23 protein-coding genes and 1 pseudogene are annotated in these 25,556 nt (G+C 46.7%); 20 read left to right on the top strand and 4 right to left on the bottom strand.

The genetic code is table 11. The features are described from left to right. The first annotated feature begins 48 nt into the window (after positions 1-48). The 13 genes and pseudogenes from AB3Y96_RS11070 (at position 49) to ttcA (ending at position 9,933) form a co-directional block, all read left to right on the top strand. Positions 49-510, top strand: coding sequence for a helix-turn-helix domain-containing protein (locus AB3Y96_RS11070; RefSeq protein ID WP_367299185.1), 462 nt, complete (start codon positions 49-51; stop codon positions 508-510). A 324-nt stretch (positions 511-834) separates the two neighbouring features. Next, positions 835-1,095, top strand: a complete 261-nt coding sequence (locus AB3Y96_RS11065) for a hypothetical protein (protein ID WP_367299184.1) — start codon at positions 835-837, stop codon at positions 1,093-1,095. Positions 1,096-1,384: 289 nt separating this feature from the next. Further along, the gene (locus AB3Y96_RS11060; protein WP_367299183.1) at positions 1,385-1,702 is read left to right on the top strand and encodes a hypothetical protein; all 318 of its coding nucleotides are present in this window, start codon (positions 1,385-1,387) and stop codon (positions 1,700-1,702) included. Between the two features lie 110 nt (positions 1,703-1,812). Continuing rightward, positions 1,813-3,528 (top strand): RecE family exodeoxyribonuclease, encoded by a 1,716-nt coding sequence (locus AB3Y96_RS11055; RefSeq protein ID WP_367299182.1) that lies wholly within the window; start codon positions 1,813-1,815, stop codon positions 3,526-3,528. Next, complete coding sequence (locus AB3Y96_RS11050) at positions 3,525-3,767, top strand: hypothetical protein (RefSeq protein ID WP_046359909.1); 243 nt, start codon at positions 3,525-3,527, stop codon at positions 3,765-3,767. The genes AB3Y96_RS11055 and AB3Y96_RS11050 overlap by 4 nt, the downstream gene beginning before the upstream one ends. After that, the gene (locus tag AB3Y96_RS11045) at positions 3,767-4,438 is read left to right on the top strand and encodes a hypothetical protein (protein ID WP_367299181.1); all 672 of its coding nucleotides are present in this window, start codon (positions 3,767-3,769) and stop codon (positions 4,436-4,438) included. The genes AB3Y96_RS11050 and AB3Y96_RS11045 overlap by 1 nt, the downstream gene beginning before the upstream one ends. 448 nt (positions 4,439-4,886) lie before the next feature. Next, positions 4,887-5,444, top strand: a pseudogene (locus AB3Y96_RS11040) (hypothetical protein); the annotation flags it as partial. After that, on the top strand, positions 5,444-6,214 hold the full coding sequence (locus tag AB3Y96_RS11035; protein ID WP_367299180.1) for a hypothetical protein: 771 nt from the start codon (positions 5,444-5,446) through the stop codon (positions 6,212-6,214). The pseudogene AB3Y96_RS11040 and the gene AB3Y96_RS11035, both read left to right, overlap by 1 nt. Before the next feature lie 2 nt (positions 6,215-6,216). Beyond that, positions 6,217-7,224 (top strand): DNA cytosine methyltransferase, encoded by a 1,008-nt coding sequence (locus AB3Y96_RS11030; RefSeq protein WP_367299179.1) that lies wholly within the window; start codon positions 6,217-6,219, stop codon positions 7,222-7,224. Between the two features lie 12 nt (positions 7,225-7,236). Then, the gene (locus AB3Y96_RS11025) at positions 7,237-7,428 is read left to right on the top strand and encodes a hypothetical protein (RefSeq protein ID WP_367299178.1); all 192 of its coding nucleotides are present in this window, start codon (positions 7,237-7,239) and stop codon (positions 7,426-7,428) included. A gap of 66 nt (positions 7,429-7,494) precedes the next feature. Continuing rightward, positions 7,495-7,707: an excisionase family protein gene (gene xisR / locus AB3Y96_RS11020; RefSeq protein ID WP_234555412.1), complete on the top strand. Its 213-nt coding sequence runs from the start codon at positions 7,495-7,497 to the stop codon at positions 7,705-7,707. Then, complete coding sequence (locus tag AB3Y96_RS11015; protein ID WP_367299177.1) at positions 7,708-8,946, top strand: Arm DNA-binding domain-containing protein; 1,239 nt, start codon at positions 7,708-7,710, stop codon at positions 8,944-8,946. A 48-nt stretch (positions 8,947-8,994) separates the two neighbouring features. After that, entirely contained in the window at positions 8,995-9,933 is a 939-nt protein-coding gene (gene ttcA / locus AB3Y96_RS11010) for a tRNA 2-thiocytidine(32) synthetase TtcA (protein ID WP_367299176.1), read from the top strand. Positions 9,934-10,316: 383 nt separating this feature from the next. Here the strand turns inward: ttcA and zntB are convergent, their stop codons facing one another. The 3 genes from zntB to AB3Y96_RS10995 all read right to left on the bottom strand — a co-directional run bounded on the left by zntB (position 10,317) and on the right by AB3Y96_RS10995 (position 14,931). Further along, complete coding sequence (gene zntB / locus AB3Y96_RS11005; protein WP_072310357.1) at positions 10,317-11,309, bottom strand: zinc transporter ZntB; 993 nt, start codon at positions 11,307-11,309, stop codon at positions 10,317-10,319. Between the two features lie 149 nt (positions 11,310-11,458). Continuing rightward, entirely contained in the window at positions 11,459-11,878 is a 420-nt protein-coding gene (menI, locus tag AB3Y96_RS11000; RefSeq protein ID WP_072310356.1) for a 1,4-dihydroxy-2-naphthoyl-CoA hydrolase, read from the bottom strand. Next, on the bottom strand, positions 11,875-14,931 hold the full coding sequence (locus tag AB3Y96_RS10995; protein WP_367299175.1) for an FAD-binding and (Fe-S)-binding domain-containing protein: 3,057 nt from the start codon (positions 14,929-14,931) through the stop codon (positions 11,875-11,877). Before AB3Y96_RS10995 ends, menI begins: the two co-directional genes overlap by 4 nt. Positions 14,932-15,627: 696 nt before the next feature. Between AB3Y96_RS10995 and ydiK the strand changes: the two genes are divergently transcribed. Beyond that, entirely contained in the window at positions 15,628-16,728 is a 1,101-nt protein-coding gene (gene ydiK, locus AB3Y96_RS10990; protein WP_072310354.1) for an AI-2E family transporter YdiK, read from the top strand. A gap of 518 nt (positions 16,729-17,246) precedes the next feature. Here ydiK and ppsA read toward each other — a convergent pair. Further along, on the bottom strand, positions 17,247-19,622 hold the full coding sequence (gene ppsA, locus AB3Y96_RS10985) for a phosphoenolpyruvate synthase (RefSeq protein ID WP_367299174.1): 2,376 nt from the start codon (positions 19,620-19,622) through the stop codon (positions 17,247-17,249). A gap of 528 nt (positions 19,623-20,150) precedes the next feature. Here ppsA and AB3Y96_RS10980 point away from each other — a divergent pair. The 6 genes from AB3Y96_RS10980 to AB3Y96_RS10955 all read left to right on the top strand — a co-directional run bounded on the left by AB3Y96_RS10980 (position 20,151) and on the right by AB3Y96_RS10955 (position 25,525). Further along, positions 20,151-20,498 (top strand): DUF3024 domain-containing protein, encoded by a 348-nt coding sequence (locus AB3Y96_RS10980; RefSeq protein ID WP_061554605.1) that lies wholly within the window; start codon positions 20,151-20,153, stop codon positions 20,496-20,498. 117 nt (positions 20,499-20,615) lie between these two features. Further along, the gene (locus AB3Y96_RS10975) at positions 20,616-21,437 is read left to right on the top strand and encodes a pyruvate, water dikinase regulatory protein (protein WP_367299173.1); all 822 of its coding nucleotides are present in this window, start codon (positions 20,616-20,618) and stop codon (positions 21,435-21,437) included. Between the two features lie 223 nt (positions 21,438-21,660). Beyond that, a complete protein-coding gene (locus AB3Y96_RS10970; protein ID WP_367299172.1) occupies positions 21,661-24,120 on the top strand; it encodes a type VI secretion system Vgr family protein in 2,460 nt (819 codons plus the stop codon). After that, positions 24,117-24,545 (top strand): hypothetical protein, encoded by a 429-nt coding sequence (locus AB3Y96_RS10965; protein WP_367299171.1) that lies wholly within the window; start codon positions 24,117-24,119, stop codon positions 24,543-24,545. Before AB3Y96_RS10970 ends, AB3Y96_RS10965 begins: the two co-directional genes overlap by 4 nt. 243 nt (positions 24,546-24,788) lie before the next feature. Continuing rightward, complete coding sequence (locus AB3Y96_RS10960) at positions 24,789-24,962, top strand: hypothetical protein (RefSeq protein ID WP_367299170.1); 174 nt, start codon at positions 24,789-24,791, stop codon at positions 24,960-24,962. A 113-nt stretch (positions 24,963-25,075) separates the two neighbouring features. Beyond that, positions 25,076-25,525 (top strand): NADAR family protein, encoded by a 450-nt coding sequence (locus AB3Y96_RS10955; protein WP_367299169.1) that lies wholly within the window; start codon positions 25,076-25,078, stop codon positions 25,523-25,525. Positions 25,526-25,556: the final 31 nt, after the last annotated feature.

Below are 25,556 nucleotides of genomic sequence, written 5' to 3'. Positions count from 1 at the left end.
AGATCTATATCAGTTTTTAAATATTAGTTTTATTCATAAAATGAACGTATGAGAAAAAAACGCGAAGAGATCGCATCCCCTGAAGACACTCAACGATTACGTGATGCTTGGGATGCGAAAAAGAAGGAGCTAAAACTCACTCAGGAGCTCGCCGCTGACTTGATGGGGTTTGAGACTCAGTCTAGTGTGAGCCACTACCTAAGCGGGAAGGCACCATTAAATACTGACGCTGCATTGAAGTTTGCTGCACTACTACGTGTCAAACCAGAGGATCTGCGCCCTGACTTGGCTGACTTGATGAACTATGTCAGGTCATCAGGTACGTACGATAATGGCTTTGACGGTCAAGGCTGGCGCCTTGTCACCTCTGAACAAGCTGAGCTTCTAAATCTGTTTGAGATATTACCCGAGGCAGAAAAGAAAAAGCACTTAACGCAGTTGCGAGGCCTTAATGAAATGTATAAAGAGGCCTTTGAAAACATACTAGCCGCACAAAAAAGGCAGCGATAAACTCCTTTATCCACGCATACCAATCCCCCTCCCTCAAACCCGCATTAGGCGGGTTTTTCTGCTGTTCGTTTTCCGCCCAAGCAAAAATCCAAACTATTTATCAATAAAAATCATTTAGTTAATGCGAAAATTAATTTTTAATGAATTTACACCTTGTGTTGGAATATGAATATAAATAATATTTATCACATCGACGCACAACACTGCGCGATAACTTAGCAAGGTTCTGACGGCGTGAAAGAACGCAAAAGCCAGCATCGTTTAGCCCTTGGGTTAACCAATGCTGGGTAAGGTGATAAGAGAATTAAGACGGAGATAAACAAAATGGCTGAATTACGAGGAAAGCCGCTAGTGCTACAAGTCGAAGATCAGCAAGTTAATGACCTAATTGGATTACTTATCCCTGAAGTCTTTGAAGGCCTCGATGATTTTTTCGACTGCTTTCGAGCGGTGTTCAGTGAGGTCAGCCTCATTGACTCTCCTAAGGCATCTGGAGCAGATGATATGTTCGTCGCCAGAATAATCATCCCTCTCGAAACGACGGCTGCCGCAATGCGGGCATTTAAATCTCAGATCCATAGTTAATTCCTTGCTTGGTTTGAACTCCCGCAAGGATACCACTACCGCCTGAGGTGGTTAAGACAGTACAGGCACACAACCGCATGGGTATTTAGATTTAGGGGCATTTCTGAGTATCCAGCCGGTTGTGGTAAGGAAATAAACCACAATACGCCAATACCAGTGAAGTACTTAGGCGGTATCGGATCCTTTAACCGATGCATTAGCGAAAACTGATACCGCCATTTTTTTAAATCGAAATTTATTACGGCATTTTGCCGTGGGATTTCTGCAACCAAAATTCAGGAGTTAAGAAATGAAATTAAATCCAATACAGCACCGCATGATGATTAATCGCGGGCTAGCGTACGTTGCGTTCAAATGCCAAAAAGCTGGGCATAAATGGGCTTCTGCTATGTCTGCAATGCGCTGCGCGTTCTCTGATTTAACCACGCCTCGCCTAGTTAAAGCCTCTGGACTTGAGCGTTCCGAATGCTGGTCCTCTTTCAGCATTGACGATGCCGATATGAATTTCCGCATGTATGGCGATGAAACAATTATTGATGGCGATAAGAAGCAAGCCACCAGCGTTATTAACCTCGAATTCGGATGTTCGGTAATCAACAACCATTAATTTTGTTGGCTTTGTCCAAAAGCCAATTGATATGCGTCTTGGGTTATCTAATCAACGTCGTCGGACACGTTTGCCTAGGGCGCATTTCAATTACTAAGGAGATAAAAAGCATGACCATATATTTTAATTTCTTGAGCGCTAAAAAAAGCTCTGACGCAAAAGATACCGTTATTTTAGTTGATGTTGAAACGGCTAAAGAATGCCCTTTCGCTATTTCTTTTTTAGCTAAGCAAAATGGCATCGACCTGTCTAATTATTTCAAACCAGTTACTACTGATACACCTATTGTTGATGATCTGCCGGAAGAAAATGAATTCAGTACAACATGGTGTGAAAAGTACGAACTCGCTGACGATAAAAAAACATGGCGATTGATTGCAGCGCCGGAACCAGCACCAGAAACAAATCTGACGGATCAAAATGATTCTAGTGAAGTCTTAACAATCGTTTCAGCTATGCCTCAGTTAGAATCACGCATCGCCTCTATCTTCTTACACGGCGTGGAAGAGTTGCGCCTTACCCGCGAACAAGTAAGCCAAGTGATCGCCCTGAAGATGGATACCGATAATAAATTTTTCCAAGATATTATCTTGGCGGTACACAGCGAGCCTTATGTTAAAGGCGCGAACATGACGCAGCTCGGGGCGCTGATTAACGGAATTAAAGAAGCCTTCCCACAAACGGATAAGCCAGCCGAACTGGGAATGATCTGTAATTTCGTGAAGCAATGGTGTTCATGTGCTGTTGCATGCTCTGTAGATGGTCACAGTAATGATGAAGCGCTAGCAAATATCGTTTCCATATATCGCGATAAGAAAAACACCCCGGCGCCAGCTATTAAAACTGAAAAAGCAGACTCACCATTTAAAGACGCGAGTTGCGGCATACCAACCATTTTTTATGCCATGGAATTGGATGCTGCATTATCCCTGATGGGTAAAAACCCGGCTGACGCAAAAGCTGCAGATGTTGGCGTAGCTAAAGTTTTGATAGAGAAAAATGATCCGAAGTGGCGCTCAATTGTATCGGCTTTCCGCACAATCGTGGGCATAACCGAGGTTGAACGAGAAACCCGCCACGCAATCATTCAGGAATTACTCAAAAACCTAAAAGTCATTGATGATAAAACCGCCCTGCTGGACTTCATCAAAACCCGCTTAGCCGATCATCCTCAATGCGAAGAATTAGCAGGCTATACGTCCTCAATTGAGGGGGAAAAACCGGAAGTGACCGGAGGCGAAGTGGTAAACATGGGCGGCGGGAAGTTTGACATTAGCCAAATTCTTGAAAATAGCTCACCAGCTACGAATGCTGAGGCTTTGCGGGAAAATGAAGATCTGTCAATCAACGCAACCCTATCCCCACGCGCCGAAAAGATCAAAGCAGCGCTACAAAGCGCAATCAATGGCGAGACTAATTTAGATTCAGCCGAAGGGATCGCCGCTACGCTGCAAAAATCCAATGTTACCGCCGCTTACCTGCTTGAATGGCTACCCAATGAAATTGAGCTAGCCGAGCTAGGTGGTGAGGTTGATAACGAGTCTATTGGCAGTCTCATGATGGATTTGTTCGATGTGGCACCTAAATTTATTACCGATTCATCTGAGCGCGTCCAATTCTTCACTAACCAGATCGCTGAATACAAAAAAGAATGGGAAGAACATGAAGCCGAATGCGATAGAGAGGGAAAATCAGCGAAGCCACTAAAGCCAACCGTTGAAGATCTGCAGGCCGAGATTCAAGCACTGAAAGCCCACCAGCAATTATTTAGTAATTTTGTTAGCGCGGGTGTGAAATTCCTTCTGGCTTGCAAGGGGGATAAATGATGCTTACTCCTACCCCACTGGCGCCTAGTGCGCCAGAAACTGAGTGCCACTGCTATTGGTGCGGTAAATCGAAAGAAGCCGCAGCGATGATCGGGAAGCTGATCAAAGTCGGTCAGCACCAACAATATCAAAAGTTCTGTGATGATCATTGCCACGCCGAATGGAAATTATACTGCGCGCCAAAAGTGCAAGTTTCACGCACACCAGCACGTCGCTATTCATCATGGGAGCTTCGTTAATGATGCACAGTAACAGCAAAGAGCGCGGCAACAAGTTTTATCTCGTCTGTACCCGAGAAACAGTTGGCACAAATGCTTCATTTCACTGCTTGAATGGCTGCGGATACAGTTCTGATATTGATAAGGCTCACGTGTACACACGAGAAGAAGCACAGAGAGCGTGGGAGTTGGGACGTGAAATCGATCTGCCAATCTCCGCAGATCATGTTGATGCTCTATCTGTATTTCATGTCGATTGCCAACGCGTTTCAGTGAGCACGGTCATCCAGCCAAAATGCCTCAAATACGTAGGTTTTGTTAAAGGCCGTTGGGACGGCAATGACCTTTATTGGCTCAGTAATGGATCCCTACCGACGACAGATTTCAGCAAAGCATCAACGTTTGAATCGCCGAGCGATAGTGAAGGAATTGTTTGGCTGCCGTTTGATATTGCAGATGCTGTTAAGCGTCGGACATTCAACATCAACCTGCTCGACCGCCGCCGAATGATTCAGGGCGCCGGATTAAAAACACCAGATCACATCAAAAGACAACGCAGAAAAAAAGCATCAGGCAAAGTCAGATGGAATTGCCCAACGTGCGGAAAAATTAGCTGGCAATACAACCCATACGATTTTGACGGTTGTCATGATTATTTATGCGAAGGATATCGGGAGCAGAGCAATGACTAAGTTAACAACTGAGCGTTTAGAAACTATCGCCACATGGCGTGAAACGTACGGGAATGGTGCAAATGTCATGATTCCTGCTGAAGAAGCACAGTTGATGGCTAGACAGCTTCTGGCATACGAGCAAGCAGCCAAGAATCCGGTTGCTTTCACAGAGGCTTGTGAAATATCAAATATGAACGCTACAGGCTTATATATGCGTGGGTTCCCTGATTCTAAGCAGGGTAGAAATATTCCAATCTACGCAGCACCGGTATTACCTAAACAGCCTGAATTAATTGGCATGAAAGTTTCGATTGATACTGGCTCCGATAATATTGGCCATCGCCTATTCGGTGAAATCGTCGGCACAAGCGATAGCAACGGCGTTCCGGTGTTATGCATTGAAGTTGCCGAGAATAACGCTGATGTCACCCTTGCGGATGAGGGAAAGACTGCCAAAATCGTCAAAGCAGCCGAGAAGCTTGTTCGTTGTAAAGGCCGCTATCACTCCGAACAGAATTACCGCTCCCTAGCTGCATTGTTTGGCGTGACTGTTCCTGACTTGCCGCCCTTACCTAGCGACGAGGTGTCCGTACAACCTGTAATACAGCGTGAGTTGCGTTCGTTTGTTACTGACTCAGACATTGCAGCGTTACACCGCTTTGCTGAGTGCTGTGACGACCCAGAATCAGGCGGTCACGATCTGGAAAAAGAACAGGTGCATCGGCTTGAAAAAGTTGGAGCGTTACAGCGCTCAGGTCGAATTAGCTATATCACTGATTTTGGTGATTATCTGATTTCAGCAACTGCACCTGTCAATGCCCAACCTGTAAGCGAGCCTTACAAGTTGGCTAAGTCTCCAGAAGCATGCGCTTGGATAAGTGATGGTGAAGGTCTGTGGCTTGGTGATTGCGGTTTAACTTGGACATTCTTTGATGATGGCCCAAATGAAAATGGCCTGAAATATTGTCCATCATGCGGGAAAAAAGTTTCTTTTATCGCAGCACCTGCACAGGATAGCGAATAATGGCTAAATCATCTGAGGAATTGCCAGTTATCGCAGTTTGGTTTTCGTGCGGTGCAGCAAGTGCAGTTGCTGCAAAGTTGACACTTGAAAAATACGGGAAAACTCACAAAATTCGGATTCTCAACAATCCAGTCGTAGAAGAAGATGAGGATAATCTTAGGTTTCTTAATGATGTAGAGAAATGGCTCGGTGTACAGATAGAAATAGTGAAAAACCCAATGTTCCCTGAATGCTCTGCTTTTGAGGTGTGGGAGCTAAAGCAATATATGTCTGGTACTGCTGGCGCCCCATGCACTACGCAACTCAAGAAGCTGGCGCGCAAGTACTGGGAAAAAGCAAACAAGAGTGATCACATTGTTCTTGGATTTACAGCAGATGAAGCGCATCGCGTAGATAATTTCAGACAAAATGAGCCACACAATCTATTACCGGTTCTTGTAGATGCTGGGTTAACAAAGGGTGACTGCTTCAAAATTCTGATGGAGGCTGGCATTGTACTCCCTCGCATCTACATGCTCGGTTATCCAAATGCCAACTGTATTGGATGTGTGAAGGCGACCAGTCCAACATACTGGAATCACGTAAGAAAAGTTCACCCAAAAATTTTCCAGCAGCGCGCAGAGCAATCGCGGCGAATAGGCGCTCGTCTAGTTCGCTACAAGGGTGTCCGTATGTTTCTTGATGAACTGCCAGAAGATGCAATCGGGCGACCGATGAAAAACATGGATTTCGAGTGCGGCATATTCTGCGCACCTGCACAGGAGAGCTAATAATGGCGGCCTATTACAACGAAATAGACCCATACGCTGCTCAGTGGCTAAGAAACCTTATTGCAGCTGGCCATATTGCAGCCGGTGATGTTGATGAACGCTCTATTGAGGATGTAACTCCAGATGACATACGAAACTACACACAGTGCCACTTCTTTGCTGGAATCGGAGTCTGGTCTTACGCTCTGCGCCGAGCTGGGTGGTCAGATGACAAGCCAGTATGGACAGGTTCATGCCCATGCCAACCTTTCAGCGCGGCAGGCAAAGGCGGCGGGTTTGATGACGAGCGGCACCTATGGCCACATTTCCACTATCTCATCGAACAGTGCCGCCCTCGGGTCGTGTTTGGTGAGCAAGTTGCAAGCAAAGACGGCCTTGGCTGGTTCGACCTTGTACAAGCTGACTTGGAAGGAGCGAACTACGCCGCAACAGCTGTCGATATCTGCGCTGCGGGCGTCGGTGCTCCGCATATCAGACAGCGCCTTTTCTGGGTTGCCCACTCCGAACGCGAGCAACGTCAAAAACGCGTATCAGGATCCATTGAAAGCTATAGCCAGAATGATGGCGGGCAGGCAGTCGAATCTGCAAGATTTTGCCTGCCTAGCGGGGTGGAATACTCCAACAGCAACGGATGGGAAAGGGGGGTATCAGGGAGGGAGGATTCGCAACGGGAAGCTGCCAACGGATCGGCTGGATGTGACAGCACAGTTATCCGGTTGGACAACTCCGAGTGCATCGGACGGAACCAGGGGCGGGAGGGGGATCACTCCGGCGATGACGGGCAGCAGTCTGACCCAGCAATCAAAAATGATTGGCCCCATCAGGTTAACGGCTTCTGGCAAGATGCTGACTGGCTCTTCTGCCATGATGGAAAGTGGAGGCCAGTTAAACCCGGACTTAAGCCGTTGGCTAATGGCATTACCGCAAGAGTGGGACGATTGCGCGCCTACGGAAATGCCATCTGCGCGGAAGTCGCAGAAACGTTTGTAGGGGCTTATATGGCAGCATAGGAGCAGAAATAGATGGCGTACATATTTCTAATCGTTGTCGTTAGCAGCCAAAGCATGAGCATGCAGATAGAACCAATGCAGGATATGGCTCAATGCCAAGCGGCCTTAAAAGCTATCGATATTGCTCAAACAGAAACATCCAAAACATGGACCGAAACAATACCCAGCATTAATAACGCTCGGTGTGTTGAAGTGAAATCATGATCGTTGGATCTGATTCTTGAAAATCAATTTACAGATAAGTGATTCGATATAGTTCGTGGGGTGCCTATGGCGCAGGTTGTCTTTATCGAGGAATGGATGGTAGAGGATGGTCTCAGATCTAAAACCGGTTTAGACGACCGTCAGATTGAGAAATATAGGCAAGGATGCTGGATTGAAGGGATTCACTTTAAGCGTGTATCGCCAAGTGGTGAAAAAACGAAGCGCGGGATCATTTGGTACAACTATCCAATGATAAACCAGGTTATTAGCGAGGCATAAATGGCAACATTACCCACAGGAGTAGAGATCAGAGGCAATAGCATCTGCATCTGGTTTATCTACCGCGGTAAGCGTTGCCGTGAAATTCTTAAAGGCTGGGCAAATACGGCCACAAACATCAAAAAGGCCGGAAACCTCCGGTCTATGATTGTCAGTGAAATAAATCTGGGTGAGTTCGATTACAAACACCGATTCCCTGAATCGAAAACTGCAAAAAAACTCGACTCAACGATCGTGATAAAAACCTTTGGCGAACTGGCTGACGGATGGATTAAAAGCAGAGAAGTGGAGCTTACAGCCAACACGCTAAAAAAAACGGCTTCTCAACTCAAAACGCTAAAAAAAATTATCGGTGAATCCACCCCGATCGAATCAATCACCAATAACGATATTTTAAATTATCGGTCTGAGTTACTTCATGGCGGCACTTTTTATAAAGAGTCACGAAGGACTAATAATGTTGGGCGAAGCGTGAGAACCGTAGACAACTATGTTTCATTGCTAGGCTCCCTACTCCGTTTTGCTAATCGCTCTCGATACATCACGAGCAAGCCATACGAAAATGTGAAAAAGCTGCAAAAAAGTCGAGTGAAACCCGATCCGCTTCTCAAGCAAGAATTCGAACAACTAAAAAATGCGCTAAGTGGCCAGATGAAAAATTTATGGCAGTTTGCTATCTACTCGGGGATCCGTCACGGGGAATTGGCGGCGCTTGCTTGGGAGGATATTGATCTTGAGGCTGGTACGGTTCGTATTTGCCGCAACTTGAATGTGCTAGGTATGTTTGGCCCACCAAAAACCTCTGCAGGTAATCGCACAATCACTCTTTTAAAGCCGGCTATCGAGGCATTGAAGGCACAAAGAGAATTAACAGCATTGCATCCAAAGGTTGATGTAACGTTCCATCATCGAGAATACGGTAAGACTGAAACTCAAAAATTGCATTTTGTTTTCATGCCAAGAGCGACGCTTCATGGGCAGAAGCCATGCTATTCGCTTACAACCATCGGAGCTATGTGGAACAAAGCTGTAAAACTCGCTGGAATTCGTCGCCGTAATCCGTACCATACACGCCACACTTACGCATGTTGGTTATTGTCTGCCGGTGCAAACCCATCATTTATCGCATCTCAGATGGGTCATGAAAATGCACAGATGGTTTATGAAATCTACGGTACGTGGATTGAAGATATGAATAACGAGCAGATCAACATGCTAAACGCTAAACTCGCACTATAGAATGCCATGCCCCTGTGGTGCCCCTTTTCGAATTGAGTATACAGTTAAATGCCAGAGAATCAGTCAGTTACAAAGAAAGAACAATACAATCTCAACAAGCTACAAAAACGCCTGCGCCGCAATGTGGGTGAAGCCATCGTCGATTACAACATGATCGAAGAAGGCGACCGTATTATGGTTTGCTTATCCGGTGGTAAAGACAGCTACACCATGCTGGAAATCCTGCGTAACCTGCAACAAAGCGCCCCTATCAATTTCAGCTTGATCGCTGTGAATCTTGATCAGAAACAGCCCGGTTTCCCCGAAGATATCCTGCCTGCGTATTTAGACAGCATCGGCGTGGAATATAAAATCGTAGAAGAAAATACCTATGGAATAGTGAAAGAAAAAATTCCAGAAGGTAAAACCACCTGCTCACTTTGCTCTCGCTTACGTCGAGGGATCCTATACCGCACCGCGACCGAACTGGGCGCTACCAAGATTGCGTTAGGCCATCATCGTGATGACATGCTGCAAACGCTGTTCTTAAACATGTTTTACGGCGGCAAGCTGAAAGGTATGCCACCTAAATTGATGAGCGATGACGGTAAACACATTGTTATTCGCCCGCTGGCTTACTGCCGCGAGAAAGATATTGAACGTTTCGCTGAGGCGCGTGCTTTCCCAATCATTCCTTGCAACCTGTGTGGCTCACAGCCGAACCTACAGCGTCAGGTCATCAAAGATATGCTGCGTGATTGGGATCGTCGTCACCCTGGCCGCATCGAAACCATGTTTAGCGCGATGCAGAACGTAGTACCTTCGCATCTTGCTGATATTAATCTGTTTGATTTTAAAGGTATTCAGCACGGCGGCGAAGTTGTCGACGGCGGTGATTTGGCGTTTGACCGCGAAGAACTGCCGCTAATCCCCGTTGGATTAGCCGATGATGAAGATGCACCAAACTTTGACAACGCGGTACGTTTGGACGTCGTTGAAGTGAAATAAAGACTTTTTGATAAAGTGAACGCCGCTTATGTGGCGTTTTTTTATGCTTAAAATTCAAAACCGCGCGTAATAAGAGCTAAATTAACGTTGTTTGTCTCTTTTTCTCGGGCAACTGTGTTTATATACAGTTACTCCGTGCAGGCAAAAAAAATGCCGACTAAAAGTCGGCATGTTACGAATTAAATGTGCTATGCAATAATTCAAAAAATTAGGAAGTAAGACAATATGGAGCGCAACGCCCATCGCTTGGCGTTGCATTCACCTGCGAAATGAAGTTTGCCCTACCTCTAAAGGATAAATGTTGATATGGCTCAATATCGCGGGCTGTTTTGGTCATTCATGCCGATTTCTTTGATTTGCCACAAAAATTCCGCCGAGAGTATTTACAACCATTTACTGCGTTTTAACCAGACCACAACGAAAACACACAATAAAACTAGCAAAAAGCAGAACGTGGCAAACGCAACCGGCGAAGTATTACCGGGAATACCGCCTAAGTTCACCCCAAACAACCCGGTTAAAAACGTGGTGGGGAGGAAAAGCATGGCCAGCAACGACATAGTATAGGTGCGACGGTTCATCGCATCCGCCATCAGGTTCGAAATTTCATCGGCCAAAATTGCGGTACGCGCAATGCTGCCGTCTAAATCATCCAAGCCACGGCCAAGACGATCTGAAATATCCTGCATACGACGCCGGTCGTCATCGGTCATCCACGGCAAACGTTCGCTGGCCAAGCGGGCAAAAACGTCACGCTGTGGGGCCATATAGCGACGTAGCACAATCAGCTGCTTACGGATCAGCGCGAGTTGTCCACGCTCAGGAACCTGTTGATCGAGCAGGTTGTCTTCAAGATCGATAATTTTGTCATGCAGATCTTCAATGAATTCGCTGGCATGGTCAGTTAACGCATCGGCGACCTGTACTAACAAATCACCGCTGCTCACCGGGCCGGTGCCGTTTTGCAGATCGGTCAGCACTTCGTCAATGGCATACACTTTACGATGGCGGGTCGACACCACCAGTTTGCCCGTCATATACAGGCGAATTACCACCAATTGATCGGGGCGCGAATCATTATTAAAGTTAATGCTACGCAGCGTAATCATGGTGCCATCGCCCAAGCGAGTCACCCGTGGACGCATGCTTTCACCAGCCAGACACTCGCGAACGGAGTCAGGTAACAGCACAGAGTTTGTCAGCCAGCGCTGGGTTTCTTGGCGAGCATAGTCCAAATGCAGCCAGCAAGGATGTTCGCAGGTCGCCTGCGTGAGATCCGTAACAGGAACGCTGCCGCCTTTGCCGTCGAGCTGCAAAGCATAAACAGCATCCTGAATTTTTAACTGTTCACCCGAAATGACATTAGTATCTGTCACGGCATCCTCTTTCAGTAGCAAAAAAACTATATCTAATACTAGCCTTAACGTTTTGAAATTTAAACCTTCAGAGAAATTTCGCTCAACATATCACGCAAATAAATACGCCCTTCAGTTTGGCTAAAGGGCGTAGCGATAATTATCATTCTTTAGGCAGGGTCAATCACCGCTGTCGTTAGCCGAGACGTGCAACATAGGCGATTTTGCTGATCAAAAATGTCAATCTGCCATACCTGATGGCGTCGGCCAACGTGCACTGCTTTGCACACGCCACGAACTCGACCTTCACGCACCGAGCGAATATGGTTGGCATTAATTTCAAGCCCAACTACCTGCTGCTTGCCTTCACTGCACAGATAGCCAGCCAGCGAGCCTAGCGTTTCGGCCAATACCACGGAAGCCCCGCCATGCAGCAGACCGAAAGGCTGCGTCGTACGGCGATCGACCGGCATCGTTCCTTCGAGTTCATCATCACCCATGCGGGTAATTTGGATATCAAGATGGCCGACCATACAATCCGCACCGGTTTGATTAAGCTGCTCAAGCGTTGCTGCACGTTTCCAAATCATCGAACAATCTCCAAAAGTGCCTGTAAAGGATGGCGTAATCCATTTCCCTCAATGCGTTTAACCTGGCTGCGGCAAGAATATCCCGGAGCAAGACAGCGCTGACGCGGCAAGCGTTGCAGTGCCTGATGCCACGATAGCTCATAAATGCCCAGCGAGTTAGCCAGATTCTTACTTTCATGGCCGTAAGTTCCCGCCATTCCACAGCATCCAACGCTAACATTTTCCAAAGTCGCGCCATAACGGGCAAATATTTTCTGCCACTGCTGTGTGCTGGCGGGCAAGGCCGTCGTTTCAGTGCAATGACCGAACAAATACCACGACTCACCCGTTTGTGGCGGTGTTTCCTGCGGCTGAGGCAGCGCTTTTTGCAGCCACTCATGAACCAGCTGCACGCTGAAATCTCCGCGCTGCTCACCTAAAATCTCACGATACTCATCGCGATAGCACAGCACCAAAGCAGGATCGACACCCACCATTGGCATGCCCAAGCGCGCAACGCGATTGAGGAAATCTGCCGTTTTTTGTGCGGTTTTTGCAAAACGAGTCAGGAAGCCTTTGATATGCTGCGCCTTGCCATTCGGCGAAAACGGTAGCAGAACGGGCTGAAATCCGAAGCGTTCAACCAAGCGGACAAAATCGGCCACCACTTGAGCGTCATAGTATGTAGTGAAGGGATCTTGCACGATCAACACATGGCGCTGACGATCTTGCTCACCCAGTTTTTCGAGCTGTTCCAAGTTGGTTTGATAGGCACTGTGCCCTGCTAGCGACTGCTTAAGCGTCGGCGTCGACAGCAAAGGCAAGTCCACCATGCCAACACGTTTTTCACTCATACTACGTAGCCACGGCTGGCTGAAGAAAAAGTTAAATACTTTCGGTGCCTTCGCCATCAGCGGTGTGTAGCTTTCAACACCGGCGACCAAATAATCGCGTACAGGCCGCAGATAACGCGTGTGGTACAGCTGTAAAAACTTGGCTCGAAAGCCGGGAACATCAATTTTGATCGGACATTGGGTTGAACAGGCTTTACAGGCCAAACAGCCTGACATGGCATCTTTGACCTCGTGCGAGAAATCGTATTCGCCTTTTTTGGCGTGCCAAGAATTACGCGTTTTTTCGATCATTCCGCGTACTGTAGAGCGCTCACCCAATTTTTGCTCAAGCGTTAACGGGTCTACTCCCTGCTCGGAAAGCAGCCGTAGCCATTCACGCACCAGCGTTGCTCGGCCTTTAGGGGAATGAATTCTATCGCCGGTGATTTTCATCGACGGGCACATGGGGCTACGCACATCAAAGTTAAAGCACAGGCCATTGCCGTTGCACTCCATCGCACCACGATATTCTGTTCGTACCTGAAGCGGAATGCGTCTGTCGTAGGTTCCACGCTTTTGGGCATCGACCTGCATCATTGGCTCATCGCAGTTGAGTGGAGAACAAATTTTCCCCGGATTCAGGCGGTTGTCAGGATCAAATGCGGCTTTAATACGACGCAGTTCGGTAAACAACGCGTCGCCAAAGAACTCAGGGCTGTATTGAGCACGAAAACCTTTACCATGCTCACCCCACAGCAAGCCGCCGTACTTGGCCGTGAGCTCAACGACCTTATCGGATAGCGTTTTCATCAGCATTTCTTGCTGAGGATCGCACATATCTAAGGCTGGTCGAACATGCAGAACGCCCGCATCCACGTGACCAAACATGCCATAGGTTAAATTGTGGCTATCGAGCAACGCGCGAAACTCAGCAATATAATCGGCCAGATGCTGTGGTGGCACGCAGGTGTCTTCCACGAAAGGGATCGGCTTGGCCTGCCCCTTCGCATTTCCCAGTAATCCCACCGCCTTTTTCCGCATCGCGTAGATACGCTCAATACCCGCAAGATCCTCGCAAACTTGATAGCCAATCACCCCGGCCTGCTGTGCCGCCATCAGCTCGTCCATGCGTTGGCATAATGATGCAACACGCGCATCAATCAACATGAGATCGTCACCGGCAAACTCAACGATATTGAGTCCCAGCATCTCTTTATTGGGAACATCTAAAATCATTTCGCTAACGGAGTGCCAAACAATATCTTCACGCGCCAGATTCAAAACCCGTGAATCCACGGTTTCTACCGACAGCGCTTTCGCCTCAACCATATAGGGAGCGTTACGCAGCGCAGAATCGAAGGAGTCATATTTAATATTCACCAAACGCCGCACTTTCGGGATCGGGGTAATATCGAGTTTGGCCTCGGTCACAAACGCCAAGGTTCCTTCAGAGCCTGTGATAATGCGTGTCAGGTCAAACGTTTGCATATCATCGCTAAACACGTGACGCAAATCGTAGCCCGTTAGAAAGCGGTTTAACACGGGGAATTTATCGATAATCAGCGCGCGGTTTTCTCGGCAGGAGTCCACCACTACGCGATAGATTCTTCCTCCTTGCGAGCCACTTTGTGCAAGTTTTTCCGCCAGCTCAACCGGAACGGGGGCTGTATCGAGAAGCTCACCGCCTAGCAACACGGTTCGCAGCCCCAATACATGGTCAGAGGTTTTGCCATACACCAGTGAACCCTGCCCTGAAGCATCGGTGTTTATCATTCCGCCGAGTGTGGCACGATTACTGGTAGAAAGTTCGGGGGCAAAAAAGTAGCCGAAAGGCTTTAAATATTGATTAAGCTGATCTTTGATAACCCCAGCCTCAACCCTTACCCACCCTTCTTGCGGATTAATCTCCAATATACGGTTCATGTGGCGGGACATATCCACCACAATGCTACGGTTTAGCGATTGTCCGTTCGTTCCCGTACCGCCGCCGCGCGGGGTAAACACCAGCGAACGATAGCGTTCTTCTCCTGCTACGCGAGCAATCAATGCCACATCCGGCGTGGAGCGCGGAAACAACACCGCATCGGGCAACAGTTGATAAATACTGTTATCGGTGGACATGGTTAGGCGCGCCGCATAGCTGGTGTCCATGTCGCCGGTAAAACCGTTATTTTTCAGCGTTTGCAAGAAATCTAGCACCAGCTGAACGAGTCCTGGTGCCTGCGAAATTTGTGGGATCATCCGTCTCAACCCTGTCATGGTTGCTTATCAAATAAGGCTTATCAAAGCTTGCTCACATCAAAACTGTCTGCACCTATGCGCAGTTCCTGAATCTGAAAGGCAGATCCACCCTTTTTTATTATTCATGCGCTTCGCTGAATGGCTTAAGTACGAAGCGTGAGCCTTAGAAGCTATCACAAAAAAAGCGTGGATGCCGATGTCAGTAGCAACAAAATTTACCCTTTGATAACAATGCGATTGCAACTATGCAAAACATATCACTGGCTAAGCGGGAGCTTAGTCGAACATTCGACTGAACGCCTGCGCCTTCTCACTTTGCATATAAAATCGGAATCTCAGTTTTCTTAATGTTTCTTTAAGGTTCGAAATGGATAATGCAACTCTGATTATCTCATTAGGTGCATTTTATGTCTTATTTCCCTAAAACCTCTGTGGAATTTTGTGCTCAGCTTTTTGCAGCAGTCACTACGGTGGCGTTTATCGTCCATTATTTCACCAGCAACTAAATGACAACTCAGGGAGTCTCTCGCTCATCGCATTAATCTGCAGTGAGGTATAGGCTTATTAGATTGAATATCCACGCTTAAATAACATCCACCTGCTATGCTTTCTTACATAGTGACGCTAGGGTTTTTACCCATGATGGGTCATCATAGGCATAGGGAACTCAATGTTCTATTTTAGGATGGATTTCAAATGTATAAACCGCAGCACAAATACGATCTCCCCCGCATTATGTTCGGGGTTTTGTTTGTATCGTTAATGATTGTCGCCTGCCTTTGGGTGGTACGACCATTTATTCTTGGATTTGCATGGGCCAGCATGATTGTTATCGCAACTTGGCCAGTGCTCATTAAATTGCAGAATATATTTTGGGGCAAACGCTGGATTGCAGTGTTGCTCATGACATTATTATTACTGCTACTCTTCATTATTCCTATTGCACTCGTGATAGGCAGCCTTATCGATAATAGCGGCCCTGTTCTTGAGTGGGCATCGTCCGCGAAAAACTGGTCTATTCCCGATCTGCTTTGGCTAAAAAGCATTCCTGCCGTTGGGCACAAACTGTATAACAGCTGGCATTCAATGCTAGCCGGTGGCGGCAGCATTATTATCGCCAAAATACAGCCTTACATTGGCCAAACCATCACGTGGTTTGTTGCGCAGGCCGCGCATGTCGGTTCATTCGTATTGCATTGTTCACTTATGCTGCTATTTAGCGCACTGCTCTATAGCCGCGGCGAAGATGTCGCCTTAGGTATTCGCCACTTTGCGGTTCGTCTAGGTTCAGAACGTGGCGATGCGGCGGTGGTGCTTGCAGCTCAAGCTATCCGCGCCGTTGCGCTCGGGGTGGTGGTTACCGCCCTTGTTCAATCGGTTCTCGGCGGTATTGGCTTGGCGATTAGCGGGATTGGCTACGCCACGCTGCTCACGGTGCTCATGTTCATTTGCTGCTTGGCGCAGCTTGGACCGTTGTTAGTACTGATCCCCGCCATCATCTGGCTATATTGGAGCGGTGATACCACATGGGGGACGGTGCTATTAGTCTGGAGCTGTGTGGTAGGTACGCTGGACAACTTCCTGCGTCCTGCACTTATTCGCATGGGTGCAGATTTGCCAATGATCCTCATTTTGTCTGGCGTTATCGGCGGCCTGTTGGCTTTCGGTATGATAGGACTATTTATCGGTCCGGTGGTGCTTGCCGTTTCTTATCGCTTGGTCTCTGCATGGGTACATGAAGCACCGGAGCCGGTAAAAGACGCCGAACAGGTGGCACGTGAATTAGACCAATTGTAACAACAGTTAATAGCAGATATATTGCAACGGGGCCAATGGCCCCGTTTTTAATTAAGATTCCGCATAACGCTTATTTGCAACAGCAAGCGACACAATTAAGAATATCCTTAAGTTCTCTCTTAAATTAATCATAAATAAATATTTGTCTTTTTTATTTATGATTAATTTTCCAACCATTAGAGATTATTCTTAAATATGCCAAAAACAAACTATCGTAATAACTAAAAATGGGTTATATAATATAACCCATTCTGATTCAGATGATTCTTAAAGACGATCTAAGCCAGCATACCTATCATGTTCAGTAACTTAGATTGCTAAGTACCCCTAAAGGAGCCGCTTTGTTCAAGCGTAACTTCTTACCGAATTGCTGTGTGTAGTCTTTGCCCATCTCCCTATGATGGGCTTTTTTTTTATTATTTTCCCAGCCTAACAAATCATCAAAAACATCTTAAATTAAAAAAGCGACTGTATAAAACAGTCGCTCGATTTTAGATTCGTCTAATTTATAGCCGAATCTATTTCTCTGACAAATTAATCCAAGTTTGAACTACCGTATCTGGATTTAAGGATAAACTATCAATACCTTCATCCATCAACCAACGTGCGAAGTCTTCATGATCTGAAGGCCCTTGCCCGCAAATTCCAACATATTTCCCTTGAGCCTTAGCCGCTCTGATAGCCATGGAAAGCAATGCTTTAACAGCATCATTGCGTTCATCAAACAGCTCAGAAACCACACCGGAATCGCGATCCAACCCCAGCGTTAGCTGAGTCATATCATTGGAACCAATAGAGAAACCGTCAAAATGTTCAAGGAACTGATCCGCCAGCAGGGCATTTGATGGGATTTCACACATCATAATGACCTTAAGATCGTTCTCGCCGCGTTTAAGCCCTTCCGAAGCCAGCTGCTTAACCACCGCTTCGGCCTGCGCCACCGTACGAACGAACGGGATCATCACTTCAACGTTAGTCAGTCCCATCTCATTACGTACGCGTTTTACCGCTGCACATTCCAACGCAAAGCAGTCTTTAAAGCTCTCTGCAACGTAACGGCCAGCGCCACGGAACCCCAGCATTGGATTTTCTTCATGTGGCTCATAACGTTCGCCGCCAACCAGATTGGCATATTCATTGGACTTAAAATCAGACAGACGCACGATAACGCGTTTTGGCCAGAATGCAGCCGCCAGCGTCGCGATCCCTTCCGTCAAACGGCCGATGTAAAACTCGACTGGGCTATCATAGCCTTGCATCATCTGCTTAATTTCGGCCTGAGTCTCAGCGTCTTGCTGGTCAGACTCGAGCAGCGCACGCGGATGCACGCCAATCATGCGGTTGATGATGAACTCCAAGCGCGCCAGACCAACGCCCTCGTTAGGCAAACGAGCAAAGTCAAAGGCACGATCGGGATTACCGATGTTCATCATGATTTTCAACGGCAAATCGGGCATGGTTGAAACCTGAGAGCTATGCACCGTGAAGTCCAGCATATCGCTGTAAACATAACCGGTATCGCCTTCGGCACAGGAAACCGTGACTTTCTGGCCGTCACGCAGATGTTCCGTGGCATCACCGCAGCCCACCACCGCAGGAATACCCAGTTCACGCGCAATAATCGCCGCGTGACAAGTACGTCCACCACGGTTAGTGACAATGGCCGATGCTTTCTTCATGATCGGCTCCCAATCAGGATCGGTCATATCCGTCACCAGCACATCGCCCGGTTCAATACGGTTCATTTCACTGATGTCATGGATTACTTTTACCGGCCCAGCACCAATACGATGACCGATGGCACGGCCTTCGGTTAGCACTTCGCTGTGACCCGTCAGTTGGTAGCGCTCCATCACTTGTTCGTTGGAACGAACGGTCTCTGGCCGTGCCTGAACGATAAACAGCTTGCCAGTGTGCCCATCTTTCGCCCATTCAATGTCCATCGGACGGCCATAGTGCTGCTCAATCATCAGCGCCTGATGCGCCAACTGCTCCACTTCATGGTCGTTCAAACTAAAGCGATTACGTGCGTTTTCTTCAACATCTTCAATGCGAACCTGTTTGCCGTGCTCTTGGCTTGCGGCATACACCATCCGAATTTTCTTCGATCCCATCGTACGACGCACAATCGCCGGTTTGCCCTTTTGCAGCGTCGGTTTGTGAACGTAAAACTCATCAGGGTTTACCGCCCCTTGCACCACCATTTCACCCAGACCGTAGGCTGAGGTAATGAAAACAACCTGATCGAAGCCTGACTCGGTATCAATGGTGAACATCACACCCGCAGCCGCCAAATCGGAACGCACCATCAGCTGAACACCCGCCGAAAGCGCTACGCCGCGGTGGTCATAGCCTTGATGCACGCGATAAGAAATGGCGCGATCGTTAAACAGCGAGGCAAAAACATGCTTCACCGCGACCATCACCGCGTCGATACCTTGAACGTTGAGGAAAGTTTCTTGCTGACCGGCAAACGATGCGTCAGGCATATCTTCAGCCGTTGCAGATGAACGGACGGCAAAAGAGGCATCGGCATTGTCTTGTGCCAATTGCTGATAGGCACTGCGAATGTCACGCTCTAAGGCTGGAGTAAATGGCGTTTCTACTACCCACTGACGGATCTGTGCGCCCGCTTTGGCCAGTTGTGTCACGTCATCAATATCTGTCTTATCCAGCAAATCATAAATACGTTGGTTAACACCGCTTTGTTCCAGAAAATCATTGAATGCCTGTGCGGTAGTAGCAAAACCATTAGGCACCGAAACACCAAGTTCAGACAGATTGGTGATCATTTCTCCCAGAGAGGCGTTCTTGCCCCCCACCCGATCAACATCGTGCATGCCGAGCTGGTTGTACCAAAGCACGTTATGCAAGTCAGGGCCATTACTAGACATCGAGACAATCCTTTTCACATTCAAAGATGGGTACAGAAAATAATTGTGGCCGTAAATCCGGCGTTTTCAGACTAGCACAATGTGGGGTTTCGCCAAGACAGGTGAATCGATCCACCTATTGGTGAATATCATGAATTTTCTTCAAACCGCACTTTTATACTCAGGATGGCTGAAATCCGTCAGCAAAAAGCCATAGAAAGCTGAAGGACAATCGGTTTGATACAAGCAAACGATTTCCTTGGTTAATTAGTCCATATCCAAACAGATAAAACTGAAAAACCACAGGACAGATGGCTTTGGATAGCTATTAATCAATTTTAGTGTTAATTTACTGCGTGATTAGTCAATTTCAGTAATTAAACGCATTCAATAATTATCATCAGTGAATGAGTTCCTGACACGTTTTCCCCTCGAACGTTATCCTTCTGGCTGATCGGTCCGTCACCACCCGTATCTGTTTTTATCCCGTTCTATCGAGTTAGCTATTTAAACATCACAGCAAAAGATTTTACATTTAAGGTTATTGCCATGATTTTTACCGATTTAGAGCTCCAAGATATTAAACGCTGTATGGATTTATTTTTATCGAAGCGTCGCCCTGCAGAAAATTTGCGCCATGAAAACGACCTTTCATATCGGATTACGGGCCATGACATCGACATTTTTGAGCTACACGCCTCAGACGAAGGTAAAAAAACCAAAATGGTTGAACAGCCTTCTATAAAGGTGACCTATGTAGAAGACTCCAAACAATGGACCCTCTACTGGATGCGCCCTAATGCCGAGTGGCATCTTTATCAAGACGATGCCGTACCGTCTTTCAGCATTGCCATGCGTATTGTCGATCGCGATGAATTTGGCTGCTTCTTCGGTTAAAAGCCTCGCGCTAAAGCATGCTTTCGCACCCTGCAGTTTGAAATATAAAATATGTAAATAAAATGTGAGTGCGCTAGAGTAGGAACTACGTCAGAAAAGTCCCTACAGGAGCGCGGAGTGGAAAGAAGCGTATTTTATATTTCAGATGGTACGGCAATCACCGCCGAGGTTCTCGGACACGCAGTACTGTCACAATTTCCCGTCGACATCACCTCATTTACCTTACCCTTTGTAGAAACTGAAACTCGCGCCGAAGCCGTGTGCCAGCAAATTAACGATATCTACCAGCGCACCGGATCACGCCCGCTGGTGTTCTATTCCATTGTCTCACCCAAAATTCGCGAAATTATTCACAGTAGCAAAGGGTTTTGTCAGGACATCGTTCGGGCGCTGGTGGCGCCGTTGCAAGATGAACTAGGGATGAATCCGGTTCACGTCGCCAATCTCACCCACGGTCTGACTGAGCATAACTTATTAAAGTATGATGCCCGTATCGCCGCCATTGACTACACGTTAGCGCACGATGATGGCATTTCACTGCGTAATCTCGATCAGGCTCAGGTCATCTTACTCGGCGTTTCTCGCTGTGGAAAAACCCCTACCAGCCTTTATCTCGCCATGCAGTTCGGTATCCGCGCCGCAAACTACCCTTTTACCGCCGATGACATGGATAACCTCCAACTGCCGCCTGCAATTAAAGCCCATCAACATAAGCTTTTCGGCCTAACGATAAACCCTGACCGATTAGCTGCGATTCGCGAAGGCCGCCGAGAAAACAGCCGTTATGCCTCAATGCGCCAGTGCCGACTAGAATTAGCCGAAGTTGAAGCCTTGTATCGTAAAAATCAAATCCGCTACCTCAACACCACCAATCACTCGGTTGAAGAGATTGCCACCAAGATTCTCGATACGCTGGGGCTGAGCCGGCGGATGTATTAGTTCATCTATTCTATAAAAACGCCGAGGTTAGCTGCTCGGCGTTCCTGTCTTTGCCATCCCCTTCTTTAAATCTGTATTAAATAATCATTAATATTCATTACAATCAAATAGTTAAACTCATTAGCATAATTAATTAACTACATACAAAGCCCACCAAGCACGATATTTTCCCCCTCACGATTTTCTACTTCCCCAATAGAGTTTCTATAAGGAACGTTGCACCATGCCAATGGATACGGGTCTCTATTTTTCTTGTCAAATCGGCGACCTGCCGATTGAGACGTTTGACGTCGCTGAATTCAATTTGAGCGAGGGCCTATCTGAGCTGTTCACGCTCACCCTCACGTTGGTCAGCACGTCGGATAGCATCGATATGCAGTCACAACTGCTACAAAGTGCCGTGTTGACCATTACCGTAGATGGCGATGTTAAACGCATCGTCACCGGCGTGGTCACCAGCGCCGAACAGGGCGATTCTGGTTTTCGCCGCACCTATTATTATCTCACCGTACGCCCCGCCATGTGGGTGATGACGCTTGACCAAGACAGCCGCATTTATCACCAAAAATCCGTACCTGACCTGCTAACGGAATTACTCAAGCAGCACTGCGTTCAGGCCAGTTGCGTGATGATGAAGGATACCCATCCAGTTCATGAGTATGTGACACAAAAACGCGAGTCGGGCTTCGAGTTCTTCACCCGCATGGCAGCAGAAGAAGGTTTTGTCTTCTGGTTTGAACCCAAAGGGTTGTGCTATAGCGACAGCTATTTAGGCATGGTAACGGGCAGCACGCTGACCTATAACCCCCATCCCAAAGGCGCAGTTTCTGGCGATATCGTCTCTCAATGGCGCTTTGGGGCCCACATGCGCCCGCAAAAAACCGTGCAAAAAGACCGTAACTATCTCAACCCTGCCGACCGTTTGCAGCTCGATGGCTGGCCTAGCGGCAGCGCGCGTAAACCCACTTCGTTCTCAGTGTTTGAAAGCTATGGCCGTTTTCAAAACGACGGCGAGGCAACCCCGTTAACCAAATATCGTATTGAGCAGCTGCAAGCCGACAGCCGCACGGGAACCGGTCAGTCTAACTGCGCCGCCCTGATGCCCGGCGAAATCTTCACGCTTACCGAGCATCCCGTCGCTGCGATGAACGACAAATGGCAAATCATCGCCATTGAACATCATGGCAAAATGCCTGAAGCGCTTGAGCAAGATAACGGCGAGCGTCATCAAGGAACCACGCTGACGAATCATTTTCGCTTCATTCCGGGGAAAACTGATTGGCGCGCGCCCTACCGCTACAAACCCACCGCCGATGGCGATGAAGTGGCGACCGTGGTGGGGCCGGCCGGTGAAGAGATTTACGTTAATGAAGATGGCTGCATTCGCGTGCATTTTCACTGGGATCGCTACAACCCCGCAGATGAAAAAGCCTCGTGCTGGATACGCGTATCACAAGGCTGGAACGGCAGCGGCTTCGGCATGATGGCGATCCCGCGCATCGGGCAAGAGGTAATAGTTTCTTACCTTAACGGCGATGTCGATCGCCCTATCGTCACCGGGATGACCTACAACGCGCTCAATCATCCCCCGTATGCCTTGCCTGCCAATAAAACCAAAACGGTTTTGCGCAGTAAAACGCTAAAAGGCCAAGGCTATAACGAACTCTCTTTCGAAGATACCTCAGGCAAAGAAGAGCTCTATTTACGCGCCCAAAAAGACTTTCACGCCCGCGTTGAAAACGATGCGCAATGGCAAATTCTGCGCGACCAGCACCACAAAATAGAACGAGACCAGATCACCGAGCTAACCCGCGACCGCCATGAAATCATTCAAGGAGAAATGCGCAGCAAAATCAGCGGTGATGTTTCGCTTGAGATGGGGGCGAGCCTGCAACAACAAATCGGCAAATCACACATCGTGAAGGCCAGTAAAGAAATTCACTACAGCGCAGGCAGCAAAGTAGTCATTGACGCAGGAACCGAGTTAACCCTCAAAGCCGGTGGGAAATTTATCACGCTCAACCCGTCTGGGATCTATATGTCAGCAGGGGTACACATCGGCTCGGGCTCCGCGGGAAGCGGCTCTGCGCTCTCGATAAAATCCCCTCTCGAGGCGCTGAAATTAGCCGTGCCGCCACCGCTGACGCCGGCCCAGTTAGAAACATTTGAAGCCGAAGCCCCCTATTGTGAAGAGTGTAAGAATAGTGATGAGGATATTACTCAGTATGCGCAGAGCACCCCTAAAAAGGATGAGAGAAAATCATCAGTTATACTAATTACAACTTATGGCAGCTATGCTTTTATTGAAATGGCTGATCACTCAGCCCTTTATATATCAGTTATGGAGGATAATAAAATTAAGCAATATCTATACGACCCTGGCGGTAGTTATTTAGAAGGAAAAAGAGGTTCTGGAGCTATATTTTCAGATGAAGAAGCTGATATTTCTAAGTTTATTGCATACCATAAGCCTGTAAGTACAAAAGTAGAAAAAACCAATTTATCAGTGACCGATTCAGTTGCACAAGATATCTTGGACAGAGCCGTTGAGCAGGGTGAGCCAGGCAGCTTTAGTTGCGCAGAAAATGTTTCAACAGTACTAAGCACACCATATGGCATAAATATTTACAAAAAACCATCTAGTTTACACGATGCTGTTGAGGAAAAAGAGAAGGAAAAATGATGAAACTCAAGAAAGCTAGTGATGTAGTTTTTACACTTTTGATCCTGATTGCTATTTCCATCAATGGTATTTTCATTTGCATGGCAACAAAAACAACACAGTTTACTGCCGTTTATCATTTATATTGGTTTTCATTGCTTATATTCTCAGTGGTATTCTTCAAAGAGACTATTTTTCATAAGAACATCATTAAATTAATTATTATAGGAATAATACTAGGAGAAATTCTTTCTTTGATATCTATTAGCTTATCACTCTCTCATTTTCCACGTTGGAGAATGCTATACATGAATACAGTTGATCGTTATGGGCTTTGTTATTTCATATTAGACCAAATAACTTTATTTTGGGGTTGGTTGATAGCACCGTTAATTTTTCTATGGGTGAAGTTTGTTTTTATACGCCAACCGTCACAAAACAAATAAAATTAGTCCATTATTATCATATGGATAAGATTTATTCTTAGTGTTCAATAACACCTAAAAATATCAGAACTGAGCAGTGAATCAATATGTTGATTAAACTGAAACAACATATTTTCATCTTTTTTTTCTTATGTGTACTATCATCACAACCTCTAGCTGCGGAGGATGCCGGTATTGTAGGATTACTCATTATCGAAAATGATATGCAATCATTGATAACCACTAAAGAAATTAGTGCAAAAAATGACTCTATTACTTCAGATTATTCTTGAAAGAAAAATAGAGGAGTTTGCTCTAGAACAATTAGTTTGCTTTTTAGAAGAAAGCACGCGGGTTTTGAAAAATGATAGATTTATTGATAAAGAGATACTGCAAGAAATAGTATCTTCGTCAATTTCAATTAATGCAGAGGCATAACGTGTTGATAGCATTTTCCTCAAGGAAATTGGAAAAAAATTAGATAAATGCCTAAATCTTATTATCATAGGTGAATCTATTGACGATCGTAAACCTGGAGTACCAAGAATTATATGAGCCTGATAAAATTTTATCGAAACAATGATAGTTACGGCTATCTTTCTAATTTCGCTCCTTATGGATTTGCTTTAGGTGATGTTTTTTGGCCAACTGTTGAACATTATTTTCAAGCAGCTAAATTCCTAGATCAAACTGTAAAATTGTCGATTCTACAAACACAGTCTCCCATGGAGGCGGCGAAAATCGGACGAGATAGGAGAAATAAACTTCGTGATGACTGGGAAAGCATCAAAGATGATGTCATGCGTGCTGCTGTTTTTAACAAATTCAGTCAAAACAAAGAAATAGGACAATTATTATTAGCAACAAATGATGCTCATTTAGTAGAGCATACATCAAACGACGCTTACTGGGCGGACGGAGGCGACGGCTCAGGAAAAAACATGCTTGGGCTAATTTTAATGGAAACAAGAGAACTACTTAAAATACAATTGATAAAATAAAAACAGATTACATCATATAGAAAACAAAAAA

Source organism: Hafnia alvei (genome assembly GCF_964063325.1).
GTDB classification, from domain to species: Bacteria; Pseudomonadota; Gammaproteobacteria; order Enterobacterales; family Enterobacteriaceae; genus Hafnia; species Hafnia alvei_B.
Note: the sequence above shows the minus strand (reverse complement) of the source record. Positions and strands in the feature narration are given on the sequence as shown.